The sequence below is a fragment of the Pseudalkalibacillus sp. A8 genome, from assembly GCF_045920555.1.
Taxonomy (GTDB): domain Bacteria; phylum Bacillota; class Bacilli; order Bacillales; family Fictibacillaceae; genus Pseudalkalibacillus.
Window position 1 is genome coordinate 54561 of record NZ_CP174509.1, and the last position, 17874, is coordinate 72434.

At 40.0% G+C, this 17874-nt stretch carries 19 protein-coding genes and 1 pseudogene; 19 read left to right on the forward strand and 1 reads right to left on the reverse strand.

Features of this window, described 5'->3' with window-relative positions; genetic code table 11:
• The first annotated feature begins 282 nt into the window (after positions 1-282).
• The 11 genes and pseudogenes from ACJROX_RS00260 (at position 283) to rsmI (ending at position 8068) form a co-directional block, all read left to right on the forward strand.
• Positions 283-477, forward strand: a complete 195-nt coding sequence (locus ACJROX_RS00260) for a sigma factor G inhibitor Gin (protein ID WP_408008855.1) — start codon at positions 283-285, stop codon at positions 475-477.
• 132 nt (positions 478-609) lie between these two features.
• The gene (locus ACJROX_RS00265; protein WP_408008856.1) at positions 610-2022 is read left to right on the forward strand and encodes an aminotransferase class I/II-fold pyridoxal phosphate-dependent enzyme; all 1413 of its coding nucleotides are present in this window, start codon (positions 610-612) and stop codon (positions 2020-2022) included.
• 27 nt (positions 2023-2049) lie between these two features.
• On the forward strand, positions 2050-2685 hold the full coding sequence (gene tmk / locus ACJROX_RS00270; protein WP_408008857.1) for a dTMP kinase: 636 nt from the start codon (positions 2050-2052) through the stop codon (positions 2683-2685).
• A gap of 171 nt (positions 2686-2856) precedes the next feature.
• Positions 2857-3186 (forward strand): cyclic-di-AMP receptor, encoded by a 330-nt coding sequence (locus tag ACJROX_RS00275; protein ID WP_261134704.1) that lies wholly within the window; start codon positions 2857-2859, stop codon positions 3184-3186.
• A gap of 107 nt (positions 3187-3293) precedes the next feature.
• A pseudogene (locus ACJROX_RS00280) lies at positions 3294-3638 on the forward strand (YaaR family protein); the annotation flags it as partial.
• 16 nt (positions 3639-3654) lie between these two features.
• On the forward strand, positions 3655-4641 hold the full coding sequence (gene holB / locus ACJROX_RS00285; RefSeq protein WP_408008858.1) for a DNA polymerase III subunit delta': 987 nt from the start codon (positions 3655-3657) through the stop codon (positions 4639-4641).
• 5 nt (positions 4642-4646) lie between these two features.
• Positions 4647-5471, forward strand: coding sequence for a stage 0 sporulation family protein (locus tag ACJROX_RS00290; RefSeq protein WP_408008859.1), 825 nt, complete (start codon positions 4647-4649; stop codon positions 5469-5471).
• A gap of 12 nt (positions 5472-5483) precedes the next feature.
• Entirely contained in the window at positions 5484-5840 is a 357-nt protein-coding gene (gene yabA / locus ACJROX_RS00295; RefSeq protein ID WP_408008860.1) for a DNA replication initiation control protein YabA, read from the forward strand.
• Positions 5841-6200: 360 nt separating this feature from the next.
• Positions 6201-6935 carry a tRNA1(Val) (adenine(37)-N6)-methyltransferase gene (locus ACJROX_RS00300; protein ID WP_408008861.1) on the forward strand — a complete coding sequence of 245 codons (735 nt, stop codon included), beginning with the start codon at positions 6201-6203 and terminating at the stop codon, positions 6933-6935.
• Positions 6928-7209, forward strand: a complete 282-nt coding sequence (locus ACJROX_RS00305; RefSeq protein WP_408008862.1) for a GIY-YIG nuclease family protein — start codon at positions 6928-6930, stop codon at positions 7207-7209. The genes ACJROX_RS00300 and ACJROX_RS00305 overlap by 8 nt, the downstream gene beginning before the upstream one ends.
• Positions 7193-8068 (forward strand): 16S rRNA (cytidine(1402)-2'-O)-methyltransferase, encoded by an 876-nt coding sequence (rsmI, locus tag ACJROX_RS00310; RefSeq protein ID WP_408008863.1) that lies wholly within the window; start codon positions 7193-7195, stop codon positions 8066-8068. Before ACJROX_RS00305 ends, rsmI begins: the two co-directional genes overlap by 17 nt.
• A 49-nt stretch (positions 8069-8117) precedes the next feature.
• On the opposite strand, the gene ACJROX_RS00315 is transcribed toward rsmI, so the two are convergent.
• Positions 8118-8402, reverse strand: a complete 285-nt coding sequence (locus tag ACJROX_RS00315) for an AbrB/MazE/SpoVT family DNA-binding domain-containing protein (RefSeq protein WP_408008864.1) — start codon at positions 8400-8402, stop codon at positions 8118-8120.
• A gap of 572 nt (positions 8403-8974) precedes the next feature.
• Here ACJROX_RS00315 and metG point away from each other — a divergent pair.
• The 8 genes from metG (at position 8975) to ACJROX_RS00355 (ending at position 17829) form a co-directional block, all read left to right on the forward strand.
• Entirely contained in the window at positions 8975-10942 is a 1968-nt protein-coding gene (gene metG, locus ACJROX_RS00320) for a methionine--tRNA ligase (protein ID WP_408008865.1), read from the forward strand.
• Between the two features lie 494 nt (positions 10943-11436).
• Positions 11437-12207, forward strand: coding sequence for a TatD family hydrolase (locus tag ACJROX_RS00325; RefSeq protein ID WP_408008866.1), 771 nt, complete (start codon positions 11437-11439; stop codon positions 12205-12207).
• Between the two features lie 203 nt (positions 12208-12410).
• Positions 12411-13607, forward strand: a complete 1197-nt coding sequence (locus ACJROX_RS00330; RefSeq protein ID WP_408008867.1) for a ubiquitin-like domain-containing protein — start codon at positions 12411-12413, stop codon at positions 13605-13607.
• A 229-nt stretch (positions 13608-13836) separates the two neighbouring features.
• The gene (rnmV, locus tag ACJROX_RS00335; RefSeq protein ID WP_408008868.1) at positions 13837-14397 is read left to right on the forward strand and encodes a ribonuclease M5; all 561 of its coding nucleotides are present in this window, start codon (positions 13837-13839) and stop codon (positions 14395-14397) included.
• Positions 14394-15272: a 16S rRNA (adenine(1518)-N(6)/adenine(1519)-N(6))-dimethyltransferase RsmA gene (rsmA, locus tag ACJROX_RS00340; RefSeq protein ID WP_408008869.1), complete on the forward strand. Its 879-nt coding sequence runs from the start codon at positions 14394-14396 to the stop codon at positions 15270-15272. The genes rnmV and rsmA overlap by 4 nt, the downstream gene beginning before the upstream one ends.
• A 416-nt stretch (positions 15273-15688) precedes the next feature.
• Positions 15689-16588: a sporulation peptidase YabG gene (yabG, locus tag ACJROX_RS00345; protein ID WP_408008870.1), complete on the forward strand. Its 900-nt coding sequence runs from the start codon at positions 15689-15691 to the stop codon at positions 16586-16588.
• A 397-nt stretch (positions 16589-16985) separates the two neighbouring features.
• Positions 16986-17255, forward strand: a complete 270-nt coding sequence (gene veg, locus ACJROX_RS00350) for a biofilm formation stimulator Veg (protein ID WP_221569244.1) — start codon at positions 16986-16988, stop codon at positions 17253-17255.
• Positions 17256-17658: 403 nt separating this feature from the next.
• Positions 17659-17829 carry a small, acid-soluble spore protein, alpha/beta type gene (locus ACJROX_RS00355; RefSeq protein WP_225066957.1) on the forward strand — a complete coding sequence of 57 codons (171 nt, stop codon included), beginning with the start codon at positions 17659-17661 and terminating at the stop codon, positions 17827-17829.
• Positions 17830-17874: the final 45 nt, after the last annotated feature.

Sequence of the window (17874 nt, forward strand, 5' to 3'; positions counted from 1 at the left end):
CACATTTATCTTAACGACTCAAAAACAAGGAGTAATAATGACTGCGCCACACACAAATGTGGTTTGCGAATCAACCATCGAGTGTCCTTTCCACTTAACCTCCTCTCTTCACTGAAGTGTCCAATCAAAATTTCATTTATACAAGTTTAGTTTTAGGGAGACATACACAATTTCTGGAGAGTTATCATACATTTACGATAGCAACTGATTTTTCAAAAAATTGAATTTGTTTTGTATATTTTAAATTGTTTGTGGCAACAATGGGTGATGGAGGTGGGAGAAATGGAAACCGCAAAAAAACAGCGATCCATGGATATATGTATGGTTTGTGAGGAGAAAAACGATAAGGGAATCTATATTTTCCAACACTTTTTATGCTCAGATTGTGAACAAAGAATGGTTGTTACAGACACAGACGACGAGGAATATCAATTTTTTATAAAAAAGCTTAGAAAAATTAATCGAGTTTCGTGTTAAAAGCAGGTGGAGGTACGCCTGTTTTTTTATTTTGTATTGAGTTTTTTAGTTTATATCACACCTAAAGGAAATGTAGCCGGATATCTGATAGAATGAGGTGAGGATTATATCAAAGAATCGGGTGGATTTAAGTTGAAAAACACCTATACACCTTTAATAAATATATTGCTTAAACATTACGATAAGCAGGAATTTCCTTTCCATGTGCCTGGGCATAAATTCGGGATGCTGATGTCCAATCAAAAATGGGCTGAGGATCTCCTTGCACTGGATGCAACTGAACTGAAAGGATTGGATGATTTGCATGATCCGACCGATGTAATTAAAGAAGCTCAGAATTTGACGGCTTCTTTTTACGGAGCCGACAAGAGCTACTTTCTGATCAATGGAACGACGGTCGGAAATTTGGCGATGATCCTAACAACATGTAAACCTGATGCAAGAGTACTTGTACAAAGAAATAGCCATAAGTCGGTTATGAATGGAATTCAATTAGCTGGTGCTAGGCCTGTGATGCTCTCTCCGGAAATCGATAGACTAACCGGGATAGCCACAGGTATAACTTTGGAACAGGTGACCCAGGCATTTCAAGAGTACAACTCGATAGATGCCGTAATTTTGACAAACCCTAATTATTACGGGATGACAAAGGATTTAACTGAAATCATTTCGTTCGTACATAAAAAGAACGTTCCTGTTCTCGTTGATGAAGCACATGGGGCACATTTTTCAATTGGATCACCTTTTCCGCCTTCTGCGCTTTCCATGGGAGCTGACGTGGTCGTACAATCTGCGCATAAAACCTTACCGGCAATGACGATGGCTTCCTTTCTTCATATCAACTCTGCCATTGTTGATGTTGAGCTATTAGAGGAGAACCTGCAGCTTTTACAGTCCAGCAGCCCGTCTTATATGTTGATGGCATCATTGGATTATGCCCGTGCATACCTCGAAAGTTTGGAAAACCACGATATAGAGCGTATAGTGGGACAAATCGAGAAACTAATTGAACGTCTCGACAAAATTGCGCAAATTGAAGTCATTCAAAGTACAGATAGCTGTGATTGGTTTGACCCGCTTAAAGTGATCATAAAGACTAAAACATTGTTATCAGGCTTCGAGTTGCAAACGATTTTGGAAGAGGCGGGGATTTATTCAGAACTTGCCGATCCATACAATGTACTTCTCATCTTACCCCTTGCAAGGATCGATCGTATTGAAGAGTTTACTTCTTTGGTTGAAAGGCAACTACGCCCTTATAAACCATGCGAGCGTATAAGTGTTAAAATTGATCAATTTCCTTCCATTACGGAATTAACGATGACACATAAGGAAATACAGGGTCTGGAAACGAAAAGGGTTCCCCTAATGGAGGCAGTGGATAAAATCAGTGCAGAAACGCTCATCCCTTATCCGCCAGGTATACCAATCATTATGAAAGGTGAGCGGATATCAACTTCTCATATAGATTATTGTCGTTTTCTTTTAGAAAAAGGGGCGCGATTTCAGGGAACGAACCTTGAAGATATACAAGTTATCGGATGAAACAACAGGAAAGTCGGAGGTAGTAGCATGAATAAAGCATTATTTATTACATTTGAAGGTCCAGAGGGTGCTGGGAAAACAACGATCATAAAACAAATCGAGCAGGAATTATCCAAACGGCTCTCTGTCCTTTGTACTCGTGAGCCAGGCGGTATTGATATTGCAGAACAAATTCGTTCGGTGATCTTAAATCCAGAAAATACCAAAATGGATGGACGAACAGAGGCTTTACTTTACGCCGCAGCGAGAAGACAGCATTTGGTTGAAAAAGTCATTCCAGCCCTAGATAATGGAAAACTTGTGCTATGCGATCGATTCATTGACAGCAGTCTCGCCTATCAAGGATTTGCACGAGGGCTCGGCATAGAAGAAGTTTATTCAATCAACCGTTTTGCAACCGAAGATCGCACGCCCGACTTGACCATCTATTTCGATCTATCTCCTGAGGTCGGATTAAGCCGGATTGAAGATAACGATCAACGGGAAAAGAATCGACTTGATTTAGAGAAAATGGAGTTTCATAAACAGGTACAGGAAGGATACAAGCGGGTCCTAAGCATGTTTCCAGATCGTATAGTCATTGTGAATGCGGAACAGCCAATTGAAAAGGTCTATCAAGATGTTTTACATAACATTGAAACGAAACTTGGTGAGATAAAATAGGTTGTACCTGTTATAATATTATAAATAACCTTTTTATGTTCTCCGAGTCCGTAAGCAGGCTATAAGAAACATTTATATTCAACTTTTCCGCACAGATTTTAAAAAAGGAAAATAGATTAGAGAGAGAATAGTATTAACATAAAGGTAAATCTTTGAAAGGAGCTTTCACTTATGAAGCTTGTGGTGGCGGTGGTTCAAGATAAAGATAGCAATCGTCTATCGGATGCACTTGTGAAAAGTAATTTTCGTGCTACAAAATTGGCAAGTACAGGCGGATTCTTAAAATCCGGGAACACGACTTTCATGATTGGGGTAGAGGATCAGCATGTTCAGCGTGTCCTTGATATCATCAAAGAAAATTGTCAAAGTCGCGACCAGCTCGTTGCACCTGTCTCTCCAATGGGTGGAAACGCGGATTCTTATGTACCGTATCCAGTAGAAGTTGAAGTCGGAGGCGCTACGGTGTTTGTCCTCCCTATCGAACAGTTTATGCAGTATTAGGAGGCATAGTTATGAAAGTCGGACAAGAGCTTCGTACAACTGTTGAACAACGTGTTCAGGAAATGTGAAGCCCCAACTAAAGCCAGGCAAGTTCGGAATCAGTCGTACAGGCCCAGCAGCAGAAACTACAGAGCGAGCAAATGACCCAACTACTAAATAAAATAGATCGCCAAGGACAGCGATTGTTGAAGTCCCAGACTTTAAGTGAACTTCGAGAATATAAACAACTTGTGAAGCGGTTCGTGAAAGAAACTGTGGAATTCGGAATGAATCTGAAAAAGTCGAGAAGCTGGAATGGACACGGGAATATAGAGACGATGCACCTGGTCGAACAAATCGATAAAGAATTGATGGCGCTGACTGATGAACTCGTATCCCGAGAAGGAAAATCCATTGATATTTTAGGCCGGATTGGTGAAATCAAAGGATTGCTCGTGAATTTGTATACGTAGAAAAGAGTCGATTGCAATGAACTGGAATACACTCGCTGATAGACAGCCTTATGTGGTCAAACTATTGACCAACAGTCTAAGAAAAGAACGACTAGCCCATGCCTATTTATTCAAAGGCAACAAAGGGACCGGAAAAAGGAAAATTTCAATCCATTTGACGAAGGCTTATTTCTGCCGCGTCAGGGAAGATAGTGAACCTTGTGGTGAATGTCCGGATTGTAAGCGGATCGATTCTGGAAACCATCCGGATGTCCATGTTGTGGAGCCAGAAGGCCAATCGATAAAGATCGAACAAATTCGGCAGCTTCAAAAGGAATTTTCCTATTTAGGCTTAGAATCAAAATCGAAGGCTTATATTCTTGAACACGCGGAACGAATGACAAACCAAGCTGCAAACAGTCTGTTGAAGTTTTTAGAAGAACCTGGCCAAAAAACAATCGCCATATTGCTAACTGAAAATCCTCAACAACTTTTAGACACAATCCGATCAAGATGCCAAATCTTGACCTTTGCACCACAGTCACAAAGAGAATTGATAGCGTCACTTATAGAGAAGAATTATCCTGCCCATCTTGCTCGGACTGCTGCCGCATTGACAAATGATCAGACAGAAGCAGAAGAGTATTTGAATGATGAGTGGTTTGTAAAAGCTAGAAAGAACGTGTTAAAATTAGGAGAAGAGCTTTTTGAAAGACCCCAACGTGCACTCCTTGCTCTTCATGAACATTGGAATCCAAATTTCAAAGAGAAACAACAGGTCGAGATCGGTTTGGATTTGTTGTTGATTTTGTATAAAGACGTTTTTCTTTCACAATTGGAAGAAGAACAATCGATCGTATACGACGATCATCAGAATAAATTATCCGTCCAAGCGCTACAAAGCTCTCAAAGCCGAGTGCGGACTCAGATGCTGCATATTCTTGAGGCGAAGCGACGTTTGAACGCAAATATGAATCTTCAGTTATTAATGGAGCAATTAGTGCTTAGATTGCAGGAGGGATAACCCAAGTGTATGAAGTAATTGGTGTCCGCTTTAAAAAAGCGGGTAAAATATATTATTTTGATCCGGGTGACCTTGATATAGATGTCAATACATTCGTCATTGTCGAAACAGCAAGAGGTATAGAATATGGCAAAACAGTTCTTGCTAGAAAGCAAGTTGATGAAAATGATGTCGTCCTTCCCTTGAAGAAGGTCGTACGGGTAGCGAACACGAAGGATCAAATTTCTGTGCAAGAGAATAAAGAGGCTGCGAAAGAAGCATTCGATGTTTGTGTCAAGAAAATAGATGAGCATGATCTTGATATGAAGCTTGTCGATGTTGAATATACATTTGATCGAAACAAAGTCATCTTTTATTTCACAGCAGATGGCCGGGTCGATTTCCGTGAATTAGTAAAAGATTTGGCATCCATTTTCCGGACGAGGATTGAGTTGCGCCAAATCGGTGTCCGGGATGAAGCGAAAATGCTTGGAGGAATCGGTCCGTGTGGACGCCTGCTTTGCTGTTCAACTTTCTTAGGTGACTTTGAACCTGTATCGATCAAGATGGCAAAAGACCAAAATCTATCATTGAATCCAGCGAAAATATCTGGATTATGCGGACGACTAATGTGTTGTTTGAAATATGAGAACGATGATTATGAGACCGCAAAAAAGGAGCTTCCAGACATTGGAGAAGAAATTCACACAGCGCATGGTAACGGGAAAGTTGTCGGTCTGAATATTTTAGAGCGGTTAGTACAAGTAGACCTTTACGAACGTGAACGTGTGATTGAGTACACCCTCGATGAGCTTATAAAGGAAGGCTCCGTTTCACAAGCTACAGAGTAACGGGGTGAAGCCGTGGATAAAAAAGAAATCTTCTCAAGAGTAAGTGAAATGGAAGAGCAAATCGGAAGTTTATACAAGCAATTGGGAGATCTGAAAAACCAATTGGCTACTCTATTAGAAGAAAACCATCATTTAGAAGTTGAGAATCGTAATTTGAGGAGCCGCCTGGAGAGGGAAAAGCAGCCGGCGGGAGGACAAGCTTCTTCTAAAAAAAGCGGTTCCCAAAAACATGTACCTGATATCGGTGAAGGGTTTGATACATTGGCACGTTTGTATCAAGAAGGATTCCATATATGTAACCTTCACTATGGGAGTATACGGACTGAAGGAGATTGCCTATTTTGTCTGTCCTTTCTTAACAAAAAATAAATGATGATTCCTTTGATGTTTTTTTGTAAGGGCTGAGCTGTGATTTTTCGTAGTTCAGCCTCTTTTTTACACTATAAGAAAGTATAAATCCTTTCTTAAGTATAAGTGAACAAGCTGTTCACTTCGGAAGCAACACTCCGTACGAAGGAAAAGCATTTGCTTTTTCGAGGAACTAAGGCTCAGCCATCGCAACAGGCTTGGCTTTACCAAGTTTTATTTATATAGTCTCTGTTATACTTCATGGTTGATATTTTTGCGAAGGGGTGTCGCGAATTTCGCTTAGAAGAATTTTAGCAAAAATCAAAATGAAAATTCAGCAGAACCTATACATACAACCATGAGTGAAAGGACTTATATATGATGTCGATAGAGTTATTTGATGATGAACGGATTGATTATATTGTTAAAGATCAGTTGAAGATAATACAAAGTCCATCTGTCTTCACCTTTTCATTAGATGCTGTTTTGTTAGCCAATTTCGTATATGTTCCTATCCAGAAAGGAAAGCTGTTGGACTTATGTACCGGGACCGGAGCTGTTCCATTAATTTTGTCAAGGCGTACCAAAGGATCGATTATAGGAGTGGAAATCCAAGAAAAGCTTGTAAGTATGGCGGAACGAAGTATTAAAATAAACGGTCTAGAAGAACGTATTCAAATCGAACATCAAGACATCCTAGATTATGAAAAGCGGTCTAATCAAGAATTTGATGTTGTCACCTGTAATCCGCCTTATTTTGATTCTAAAAACCCATTCGATCATAATGAGAATGAACACGTAGCAATTGCCCGCCATGAAATTTATTGTTCTTTGGAAGATGTCGTCAGGATTTCGGCTGAAAATCTTCGGAATGGCGGGAAGGCGGCATTTGTCCATCGACCAGAAAGATTGATGGACTTACTGTTTTTGATGCGTAAATTTAAAGTTGAACCAAAGCGCCTGCAGTTCGTTTATCCGAAACAGGGCAAGGACGCTAATATGGTGCTTATTGAGGGTGCCAAAGGTGGAAAGGCTGATCTGAAACTGCTTCCGCCACTGACTGTTTATGATCAATCGAATAAGTATACTGAGGAGGTCAGGAAAGCCTATGAGTGACTTCCAGTATTGTGTATATATTTTAGAATGCTGCGACGGCACCCTTTATACAGGATATACGAACGATATCGATAAAAGGTTGAATGCGCATCAACAAGGAAAAGGGGCTAAATACACAAAAGGAAGAACACCAGTCGAACTTGTGTATAAAGAGCATCACTTGACGAAGTCGGATGCGCTTAAAGCCGAATATCAGATCAAGCAGTTGAACAAAAAGGAAAAGCAGCGCTTGATCTATGTGAAGGAGCAAAGGAATCATGTGGAATCAACATAGCTATCAATCAGATGAAAAGCAAGGTTCTTTAGTGATCATTCCAACCCCAATCGGTAATCTGGAAGATATGACATTTCGAGCCATTCAAAATTTGAAAGACGCAGATTTGATAGCATGTGAAGATACCCGCCAAACGAAAAAGTTATGTAATCACTTCGATATTTCTACACCACTTGTCAGTTATCATGAGCATAATAAGATGAAAAGCGGAGAAAAATTGATTGGCCAGCTTCAAAGCGGTGAAACGATAGCACTTGTCAGCGATGCTGGAATGCCTGGTATTTCTGATCCTGGTTTTGAATTGGTGAAAATGTGTGTTGAAAACCAGATTCCTGTCATCCCATTACCAGGGGCAAACGCTGCATTACCTGCTCTTGTTTCCTCAGGCTTACCGACTGATCATTTTTATTTTTATGGATTCCTCCCGAGAGACAAGAAAACGAGAAAAGAAGAACTTGAGTATTTAGCTTCAATTCGGGATACGTTCATTTTATATGAATCTCCCCACCGGCTCAAAGAAACCATGAAAGAACTTTCTGAGTCCTGTGGACCGAATCGGCAAGCTTCTATCAGCAGAGAATTGACGAAGAAATATGAAGAAATCATTCGCAGTAATTTAGAAGAATTACACCAATGGAGTGAGAAGGTGCAAATTCGAGGGGAATTTTGCTTAATAATAGAAGGAACAGGGGAACATCCCGAAGATAAAAATCAATGGTGGTTGAAACTTTCTGTGGTTGAACACATCGAGCACTATTTAAATGAAGAAAATATGTCCAGTAAGGCTGCTATTAAACAAGTAGCCGTGGATCGCGGTTTACCAAAACGTGAAGTCTATCAAATGTATCATGTTGAATGATAAAGAAAGAAGGGTTGACCCTTTATGGGCCAACCCTTGTGTTATGTCATTATTTAGCTTTTGACACGTAGTCTTCTAATTCTTTCATGATTTGCTCTGCACCTTCACGGCTTAGGATGATTCTTCCATCAGCGATTGAAAGGTTGTCATCAGATACTTCTCCAGTGACTTGGCAAGTCATGTTCGGCTTATATTTTTTAAGTACAATGCGGTCATCGTCGACATAGATTTCTAATGCATCCTTCTCTGCAATTCCTAGTGTGCGGCGAAGTTCAATCGGAATCACCACGCGACCTAATTCATCAACCTTACGAACAATACCTGTAGATTTCATATTAACAAATCTCCTCTCTTGTTTTCCTATGTTTTTGACTTATTCTATGTTTATCGCCATTATTCGACAAAAACTATTATGCCCTAATAATACCAGCGATTCCCAAACTCGTCAATCATTTTCTTTTGTGATAAAATTCGCAATTTCTGTAAACGAAACACAAACCTTAAGTTGACGCATTTTATGAACATAGACTGTTTCATAATTTCCAAAAACAGAAGTCATTTCCAGGAAAAGTATACTAGTTTTTTAAAATTACTAATAACCTAAAAGTATTATACTTCGACTTTGATTCGTCATTATTCGACAAAATCGTGTCGAATTCTTTATGCGCCTACTTGAAGGAACCCAGTACTTCAGGTATATTTTTTAAGAAATACAGTAATACTGTAGTATTTACATATATTGTTTTCGTATCTCTGTGTCATTTTATGTCTAAGATAAGAAAAACTCTTTGATTAATGATAGAATTAAATCGGGAAAATGTATGAGAAAAAATAGAGGATTCAAAATTCAAATACCCCTATATTATTAATTTGAAACAATTTTTGGAAATCCGAGGAGGTTGCAAGATGTCAGGGGAAAACAAATCATTTTATATCACTACACCAATCTATTATCCAAGCGGGAAACTTCATATCGGACATGCATATACGACTGTAGCCGGTGATGCGATGGCACGCTATAAACGTTTGCGCGGATATGATGTCATGTATCTGACTGGAACAGATGAACATGGTCAAAAGATTCAGGATAAAGCAGAAGAACAAGGTGTTGCCCCGATCAACTATGTAGATGAAATCGTAGAGGGGATTCAAGATCTCTGGGACAAGCTTGATATTTCCTATGATGATTTCATAAGAACCACTCAAGATCGTCATACGAATATTGTCGAAAAGATTTTTCAGCAGCTGATGGACCAGGGGGATATTTACCTGGATGAATATGAAGGATGGTATTGTACGCCTTGTGAATCCTTTTTCACAGATTTACAGCTAGAAGAAGGAAATTGCCCGGATTGTGGCCGTCCTGTCCAAAAGGTAAAGGAAGAATCGTATTTCTTTAAGATGAGTAAGTATGCTGATCGCCTGCTTAAATTTTATGAAGAAAACCCGCATTTCATTTTACCGGAAACACGAAAGAATGAAATGGTCAATAACTTCATTAAGCCGGGACTTGAGGATTTAGCGGTATCACGGACTTCCTTTGACTGGGGCGTTAAAGTTCCTGGAAACCCGAAGCATGTCATTTACGTTTGGATCGATGCACTATCCAACTACATCACGGCACTCGGTTACGGCTCTGAGAACGATGAACGCTATCAAAAATATTGGCCTGCTGACGTGCATTTGGTAGGAAAAGAGATTACACGATTCCATACCATCTATTGGCCGATCATTCTCATGGCTCTTGATCTACCGTTGCCAAAACAAGTATTTGCCCATGGTTGGCTGTTGATGAGAGACGGTAAGATGTCTAAATCAAAAGGTAATGTAGTGGATCCTGTTACGTTGATCGATCGTTACGGCCTTGATGCACTTCGTTATTATCTGCTCAGAGAAGTTCCATTCGGATCTGACGGCGTCTTCACACCTGAAAGCTTTGTGGACCGTGTGAACCACGATCTCGCGAATGATCTAGGTAATTTATTGAACCGTACTATTGCAATGATCGGTAAATATTTTGATGGGGAGATTCCGTCTCATCAAGGCACGATTACATCATTTGATGGCTCCTTGGAAGAGTTGGTTGACGCCACTGTTGAAAAAGTAGAAAATGCGATGGACCACATGGAATTTTCTGTTGCATTGTCTTCTATTTGGCAGCTTGTTAGTCGAACAAACAAGTATATCGATGAAACTCAGCCTTGGATTCTTGCGAAAAATGAAGACCAAAGAGATCAGCTTGCTTCTGTTATGTCTCATTTAGCAGAATCTTTACGTTATATCTCCATCTTGATCCAACCATTCATGACGAAAGCGCCGTCTAAGATATGGGAACAACTTGGAATCGAAAGAGGTTACCTGACTGGTTGGGACAGTTTGCAAGAATTCGGCCAAATCCCAGGGGGAACGAAAGTCCAAAAAGGACAGCCGATCTTTCCACGACTTGAAAATGAAGAAGAAGTAACATACATCAAACAATCAATGACAGGAGCAGGAACCACAGAAGAAAAAACTAAAGAAGAGTCCAAGGATGAGAATAAGGGAAGCTCAGACGAAATCACCTTTGATGAATTCATGAAGGTAGAATTGAAAGTTGCAGAGGTTATGGAAGCCGATAAAGTCAAAAAAGCCGATAAATTATTAAAGCTTCAATTGAATCTAGGTGATGAAAAACGACAGGTCGTATCTGGCATAGCAGAATATTATCAACCAGAAGAATTAGTCGGGATGAAGGTCATTTGCGTCACAAACCTGAAACCGGTAAAACTCCGTGGTGAAATGTCTGAAGGAATGATCCTTGCAGGAAGTAAAGATGGACAACTTAAGCTCGCTACAATCGATCAATCCCTGCCGAATGGAACGATTGTAAAGTAAAAAATAGGCTCTGTTAAAGTTCGTTGTTGATATATGCGAAATTCGCTCTCTTTCCGCGGACGATCCGCATGCCTCCACGCTTTACCTCGCTGAGGGGTCTCGCCTGGCTCGCTTTTCCCGCTGGAGTGTAGTGAATTTCGCTTTAGAAAATTTCCTGCAAAACCAACATTACTATTTAACAAAGCAAAAAAATGATTCTAAAAGAAGATTGGCCAAATCCATTTAATTGGACACTTTGTCTGATTCTGTTTTACCAACCTTTTTCAAGTTAGGTAAATACCAGCAGATCAAGTGTTTTAGGGAATGGACGGTCATTCTTCTTTTTTTATGTACGATTTCTTTTTTATAACGATTTTTCTTTGTAATAGATTTGTAACCGTAATGACAAGCATTTGACTTAGCAATTCCTATAATAAATGTGATAAACTAGGAAAGTGTTTCAGGGACTAGGGATTCTGAATCAGAAACTACAGTTTTAGTAGGTGTTTGGAACTATGTTATTTGATACGCACGCTCATTTGAATGCTGTGCAATTCGATGATGACCGAGAAGAAGTCATACAACGTGCTCTTGATGAAGGTGTATCTCATATCGTCGTTGTCGGTTTTGACCGAGAAACGATCAAAGGAGCCCTTGATCTAGCAGAAGGCTATGATTTCATCTATGCGGCGGTCGGCTGGCATCCTGTAGATGCAATTGACATGACGGAAGAAGATCTGAAGTGGATTAAGGAATTGGCTTCACATCCGAAAGTAGTCGCTCTTGGTGAAATGGGCCTCGATTATCATTGGGATAAATCACCAAAGGATATCCAGATGGAAGTCTTCAGGAAACAAATCCGACTTGCGAAAAAAGTGAACCTTCCCATTGTCATTCATAACCGGGAAGCTACAGAGGATGTCGTGAGGATCTTAGAAGAAGAAAATGCCGCAGAAGTCGGAGGTATTATGCATTGCTACAGTGGCAGTCTGGAAATTGCAAAAAAATGCATGGATATGAATTTTTACATATCATTTGGTGGGCCAGTCACATTTAAGAATGCTAAAAAGCCTAAAGAGGTAGCAGCTGAAATACCAATGGACCGTATTTTGATCGAAACGGATTGTCCGTTTTTAAGTCCGCATCCATTAAGAGGCAAGCGTAATGAATCCTCTTATGTCAAATATATCGCAGCACAAATCGCTGAGTTAAAAGGTATGTCTATAGAAGAAATCGCGCAAAAAACTTCCGACAACGCATTTCGATTATTCGGCATCAATCGCTGAAGAGTTATGTCGAAGTTTGAGAATATACAAAATAGAACGCGAAATTCTACAAAGTTCAGTATCAACTGAACAAAAAATGTCGAGCAGTTTTTCTTTCTTTTTGGAGTTTTCCCTTGGATAATGGGGACCAAGTGCGAAAGGAGGGAATGTTTGACAGCGGGGCAACAGGTGTTGAAAACAATACGTGAAGGAGGGGTCGGAACATGACTCATCTGAAAACTGTTTTGACCAGATTGTTTACGGGAAAGTGGCTTCTGGTATCAATTGCAGGACTTCTTGTGTTGGGGACAGCCGTCAGTGTCGGAGCATATGAAATGACCAAAAAGACGGTGACTCTCTCAATTGACGGGAAGGATCAGACGGTGCAAACTCATGCCGATACCGTTAAGGGGTTACTGAAAGAACATGATATAGCCGTTGATTTACATGACAAAATAGAACCCGGGCTGGATTCAAAAATCAAAGACCAGATGAAAATCTCTTGGACCGAAGCACACCAGGTAAAGGTGAACGTGGACGGTAAAGAGGAAAAAGTCTGGACCACAGCAGATACGGTTAAAGAACTGTTAGAATCAGAAAACATAGAAGTCGGGGAACATGATAAACTTACACCTGATATGAATGCGAACATCTCAGGTGGATTGTCTGTCAACCTTGAAAAAGCGTTCCAGGTAAAACTGAACGACGGTGGGAAGAAAAAAGATGTTTGGACCACTTCGATTACCGTCGCTGACCTTTTAAAACATAATAAGATCGAATTAAAAGAAATGGATCGCGTAGAACCTGGTAAAGATGCCCTTGTTAAAAAGGGGGAACAGGTTAATATCACACGAGTAGAAAAGGTCACCGATGTAGTGGAAGAATCCATAGACTTCGCAGTTGTCAAACGCAAGGATAAGAACCTTGCAAAGGGAAAAGAAAAAGTCGTTTCTGACGGTAAAAAAGGTAAAGTCAAGAAACATTACGAAGTGATCATGGAAAATGGAAAAGAAGTTTCCAGAGAGCTTGTGAAAACAGAAAATGTTTCTGAAAGTCAAGATAAAATCGTAGCAGTGGGTACAAAAGTACAAACACAAACGGTATCTCGTAGTAAATCATCAGAGCCTTCAGGCCGTGAGTTTTATGTTTCAAGCACCGCATATACAGCGAATTGTTCTGGGTGCTCGGGAATTACGGCTACTGGTTACAACCTGAAGGAGAACCCGAATGCTAAAGTCATTGCGGTTGACCCAAGCGTCATACCTCTCAACAGTAAGGTATGGGTTGAGGGTTATGGCTACGCAACAGCTCTAGATACGGGCGGGGCAATCAATGGTAATAAGATCGACGTCTTCTTCAGCAGTAAGTCGACAGCTTACAGCTGGGGCAGGAAGACGGTCCGTATTAAAATAATCGATTGATAGGAATGAGGAGTTGACTCAATATACCTTGAGTCGACTCCTTTTCTGTTTCGATTAAAAGAAATGATTTGTTATAAAATTAGCTTGATCTTTATAGGTTCAATACCCGATCGAGCAGTTTTATAACCTTTATCTATTCCTTTCAGATAGGGTATACTGATAAAATAATTGCTTTTACTTATTAGACGCTTATGTTACAAAAAGGTTTCAAATTTTTCGGAGGTTTTTCATGAAAATTAAAGAAATTATCGTAGTTGAAGGAAAAAGCGATACAATTGCGATAAAACGAGCCGTTCAGGCGGATACAATTGAAACGAATGGCTCTGAAATCAGTGCTTCTACAATAGACAAAATAAGACTTGCTCAAGAGCGAAGGGGTGTTATCGTCTTTACGGATCCTGATTTTCCGGGGGAGCGGATCAGGCGGATTATTCGTGAGGAAGTCCCCGGCTGCAAGCATGCTTTTCTCCCCAAAAAAGAAGCGATTGCCATGAATAAAAGCGGTGTAGGAATTGAACATGCCTCAGATGAGTCGATAAGATTAGCGTTAAGAGATGCATACGAAGACCATTTTAATGAAGGTATTGAATTGATCTCCTGGCAGGATCTTATCGATGCAGGATTAATTGGGGGAAATCGTGCGCGTACAAGACGCGAGAAGCTTGGTACTTATTTAAAACTTGGATATAGTAATGGAAAACAGCTGCATAAAAGGTTGAGAATGTTTCAAATCAGCCAGGAAGAATTCAGGCTAGCGATGCAAAAGGTCCTTGAGGGGGAACAGTCATGAGAAAGGATATAGCGACACCTCAGTATACGAAGTCGATTTTGGATAAACATAAGTTCACTTTTAAAAAGAGTCTTGGTCAAAACTTCTTGATCGATCGAAATATCCTGGATAAAATTGTTGCTACAGCAGGTGTGGGGTCTGATACAGGGGTTATTGAGATAGGACCTGGTATCGGGTCTTTAACTGAACAGATTGCCAAAAAGGCAAGAAAAGTGACAGCGTTTGAAATCGATCAGCGCCTTATCCCGATTTTGAAGGATACTCTTTCCGATTACCCGCATGTAAAAATAATTCATCAAGATGTGCTGGAAGCTGACCTACAGGAAGTTATCGCTCAAGAGTTCAGTGGATTTGATGATTTGATGGTTGTTGCCAACCTTCCTTATTATGTGACGACTCCAATAATCCTTAAATTATTGACGGAACGATTGCCGATCAGAGGGATCGTTGTGATGATCCAGAAGGAAGTAGCAAACCGGATGGCTGCAGAGCCCGGAACGAAAGATTACGGTTCTTTATCAATTGCTGTCCAATACTATGCAGTGGCGAAATCAGAAGTTAAGGTGCCAAAAACAGTCTTTGTCCCTCAGCCGAACGTCGATTCTTCTGTCATATCACTGACATTAAGAGAGCAACCACCCGTTCATGTTGAAGATGAAGATTTCTTTTTTGAAGTTGTGCGCTCAAGTTTCGCACAGAGACGAAAAACATTGCTGAATAACTTACAAAATAATTTGTTTACAAAAGAACAGAAGCTTTTGATACAAGAAGCATTAAATGATACCGAAATTGATGGAAAACGCAGGGGAGAAACGTTATCTATTGAAGAGTTTGCAAGGCTGTCTAATGCTTTACTTAAGCTTAAGCTTTGTTAAGCGGGTCGCTTCCGCTTTTCTTCAGCCCGCGGAAAGGGAGTGAATTTCGCGAAAATCAACAATTAAGTATAACGGAGATTAAACTTAAGAACGGTTAACCTTTCAACTAGGTCTGACATATACCTGAATGTCAGATCTTTTTTTATGGCTTTGAAAGCTGAAAAATCCTTCCATGTACTTTTCAAATGCTTGGCTGACCTTAAGTATTCTTTATCATTTTTCTTTAGCGATGAACATAAGTTAGAAAGGTAACGTAATTATCATATAATCATAAGGGATTGCTATTTATTATGTGCAACCATAGCTCAGCCAAAATCAAAGGCAGTTGCTGGTTGCTTTGTTCTTTAAAAGATGCATCCAGTCCAACAATGTCTGACTTATTCCAAATTATCACTTTCGCCCGAGGGGGAAATTGTATGTCTATTCAAGTAGGGGATATCGTAGGAAGACGCTCATATCAATGTGATCTTTTATTTCGTGTCGTTACTATATCGGAAGATCAATCGATAGTAGAGCTAGCTGGGGAAGATATGAGGTTGATTGCTGATGCCCCTATGGACGATCTTGTAGTCATGAATCGAGATGAGCAGCAGCAAATTAAAAGAAAGATCATAGAGAAAGAAAAATCATCCTTCCGTTTATTCAGGCAGGATTATCAGCTATTGCGACATAAAATGGAATATTCCGCGACAGGAGGCTATGATAAGAACAACTCGTATTTTAAGCTTCCGGGAAAAGTTCTGCATGTTGACGGCGATCCTTATTATTTGAACAAATGTCTAGAATTGTATAAGAAATTGAACGTACCTGTATACGGTATCCATATGAAGGAAGCTGAAATGCCTGAAAAAGTTCCAGCTCTACTTGAGGAAGTTGGTCCAGATATTTTAGTCATTACTGGACATGATGCCTACTCGAGTTCAAAGGGAGATAAAAATGATTTACAAGCATATCGAAATTCTAAATATTTTGTCAGAACTGTAAAAGATGCAAGAAAGAAAAACCCTAATCTTGATCAATTGATGATTTTTGCGGGAGCATGCCAATCTCATTTCGAGTCCCTGATCAGAGCTGGGGCGAATTTCGCTAGTTCGCCTTCCCGTGTGAACATCCATGCACTTGATCCAGTGTATATTGTTTCTAAAGTGAGTTTTACTTCCTTTATTGACCGGATCAATGTATGGGAAGTTTTACGCAATACAATTACAGGAGATGAAGGCTTAGGTGGTGTAGAAACGACAGGCTTTTTACGAACTGGTATGCCGATTAAAAGTCAAGAGAACAGTACGAGCCCGTCTTCTTCTGCAGAGGTATAAGGCCTGTTTTTTATGTTAAATCCTGTTGTTTGATTTTTCTTTAACCGATATTTACGACACTCCTGCGGGAAAAGCGAGCCAGGCCACGTAGCGAGGAACGAGTGAAGAGGCTTGCTGGCGAAAAGGGAGGGAATTTCGCAGAAATCAACAATGAAGAATAAAAAGTCTCTCTATAAAGTTTATTCGACAAAATCAAAATAGCTATGTACTTAATTCTACGTTTCAGATTTTTGTACAAGTCCACATAATGTATAAAATTTAAGGCAAACTAGGAAAAGAATGAAAAAATTTACACAATACCGTTGACAAGGATGAAGAAGGATTGCTATAATTTTAGTTTTATTTTGACAAAAAGCATCAAATGATGTTATAATTTGTCTAAGTGAGGTGTAGTAGAATGGGTAAAACAATTCCTGATATAAAACGCGTGTTAGAAGGGCAAGTAGGTAAACGACTTACGTTGAAAGCGAATGGTGGACGACGTAAAACCATCGAACGAAGCGGCACCTTAGAAGAAACGTATCCGGCAGTCTTTATCGTAAAACTCGACCAGGATACAAATGCATTTGAAAGAGTATCATACAGCTATGCTGATGTACTGACTGAAACGGTTGAACTCACTTTTGATGAGGATACAGCGAGTGGAATGATGGTAAGTGGGCAGTAGGCATCCATGTCTAACTGCTTTTTTACTTTTTGGATTAGTTAAATTTTAATGTTGGTTTTCAAAGAAATTATTTAAGCGTAATTTACGACACTCCTGTGGTGAACGTCGAAGCAAGCATAAGGAAAGCTTCTTAGAAGTTTCATCGCAGACACGAAAATGATTTCATTTTTGTGTGGAGATCCATATGCAAGTGAGCGAGGAGGCTTGCGGATCGTCCGCGAAAAGGGAGTGAATTTCACAAAAAATCAACCATGAAGAATAACGGAGCCTACTTTTTAAGGGGCAGAAGCATACAGAAAATATTGTAATTAAGGATACATAAGGAAATAATAAATCCTTACTAGCGGCCTAATACTAATCATACGTAGTAGTGATCAAGTATTTGAAAGGGGCTGCTAACCTTATGGGCAGAAGACGCGGCATGATGTCAGAGCAATTGAAAGAAGAAATTGCAAAAGAGTTAGGCTTCTATGATACCGTGCAAAAAGAAGGCTGGGGAGCAATCCGATCACGAGACGCTGGAAACATGGTAAGGCGCGCAATTGAAAAAGCGCAAGAACAAATGACGAAATAACTACTACGTAGGGGCGGTCTCAAAAATGGGCCGTCCCGTTTTTTG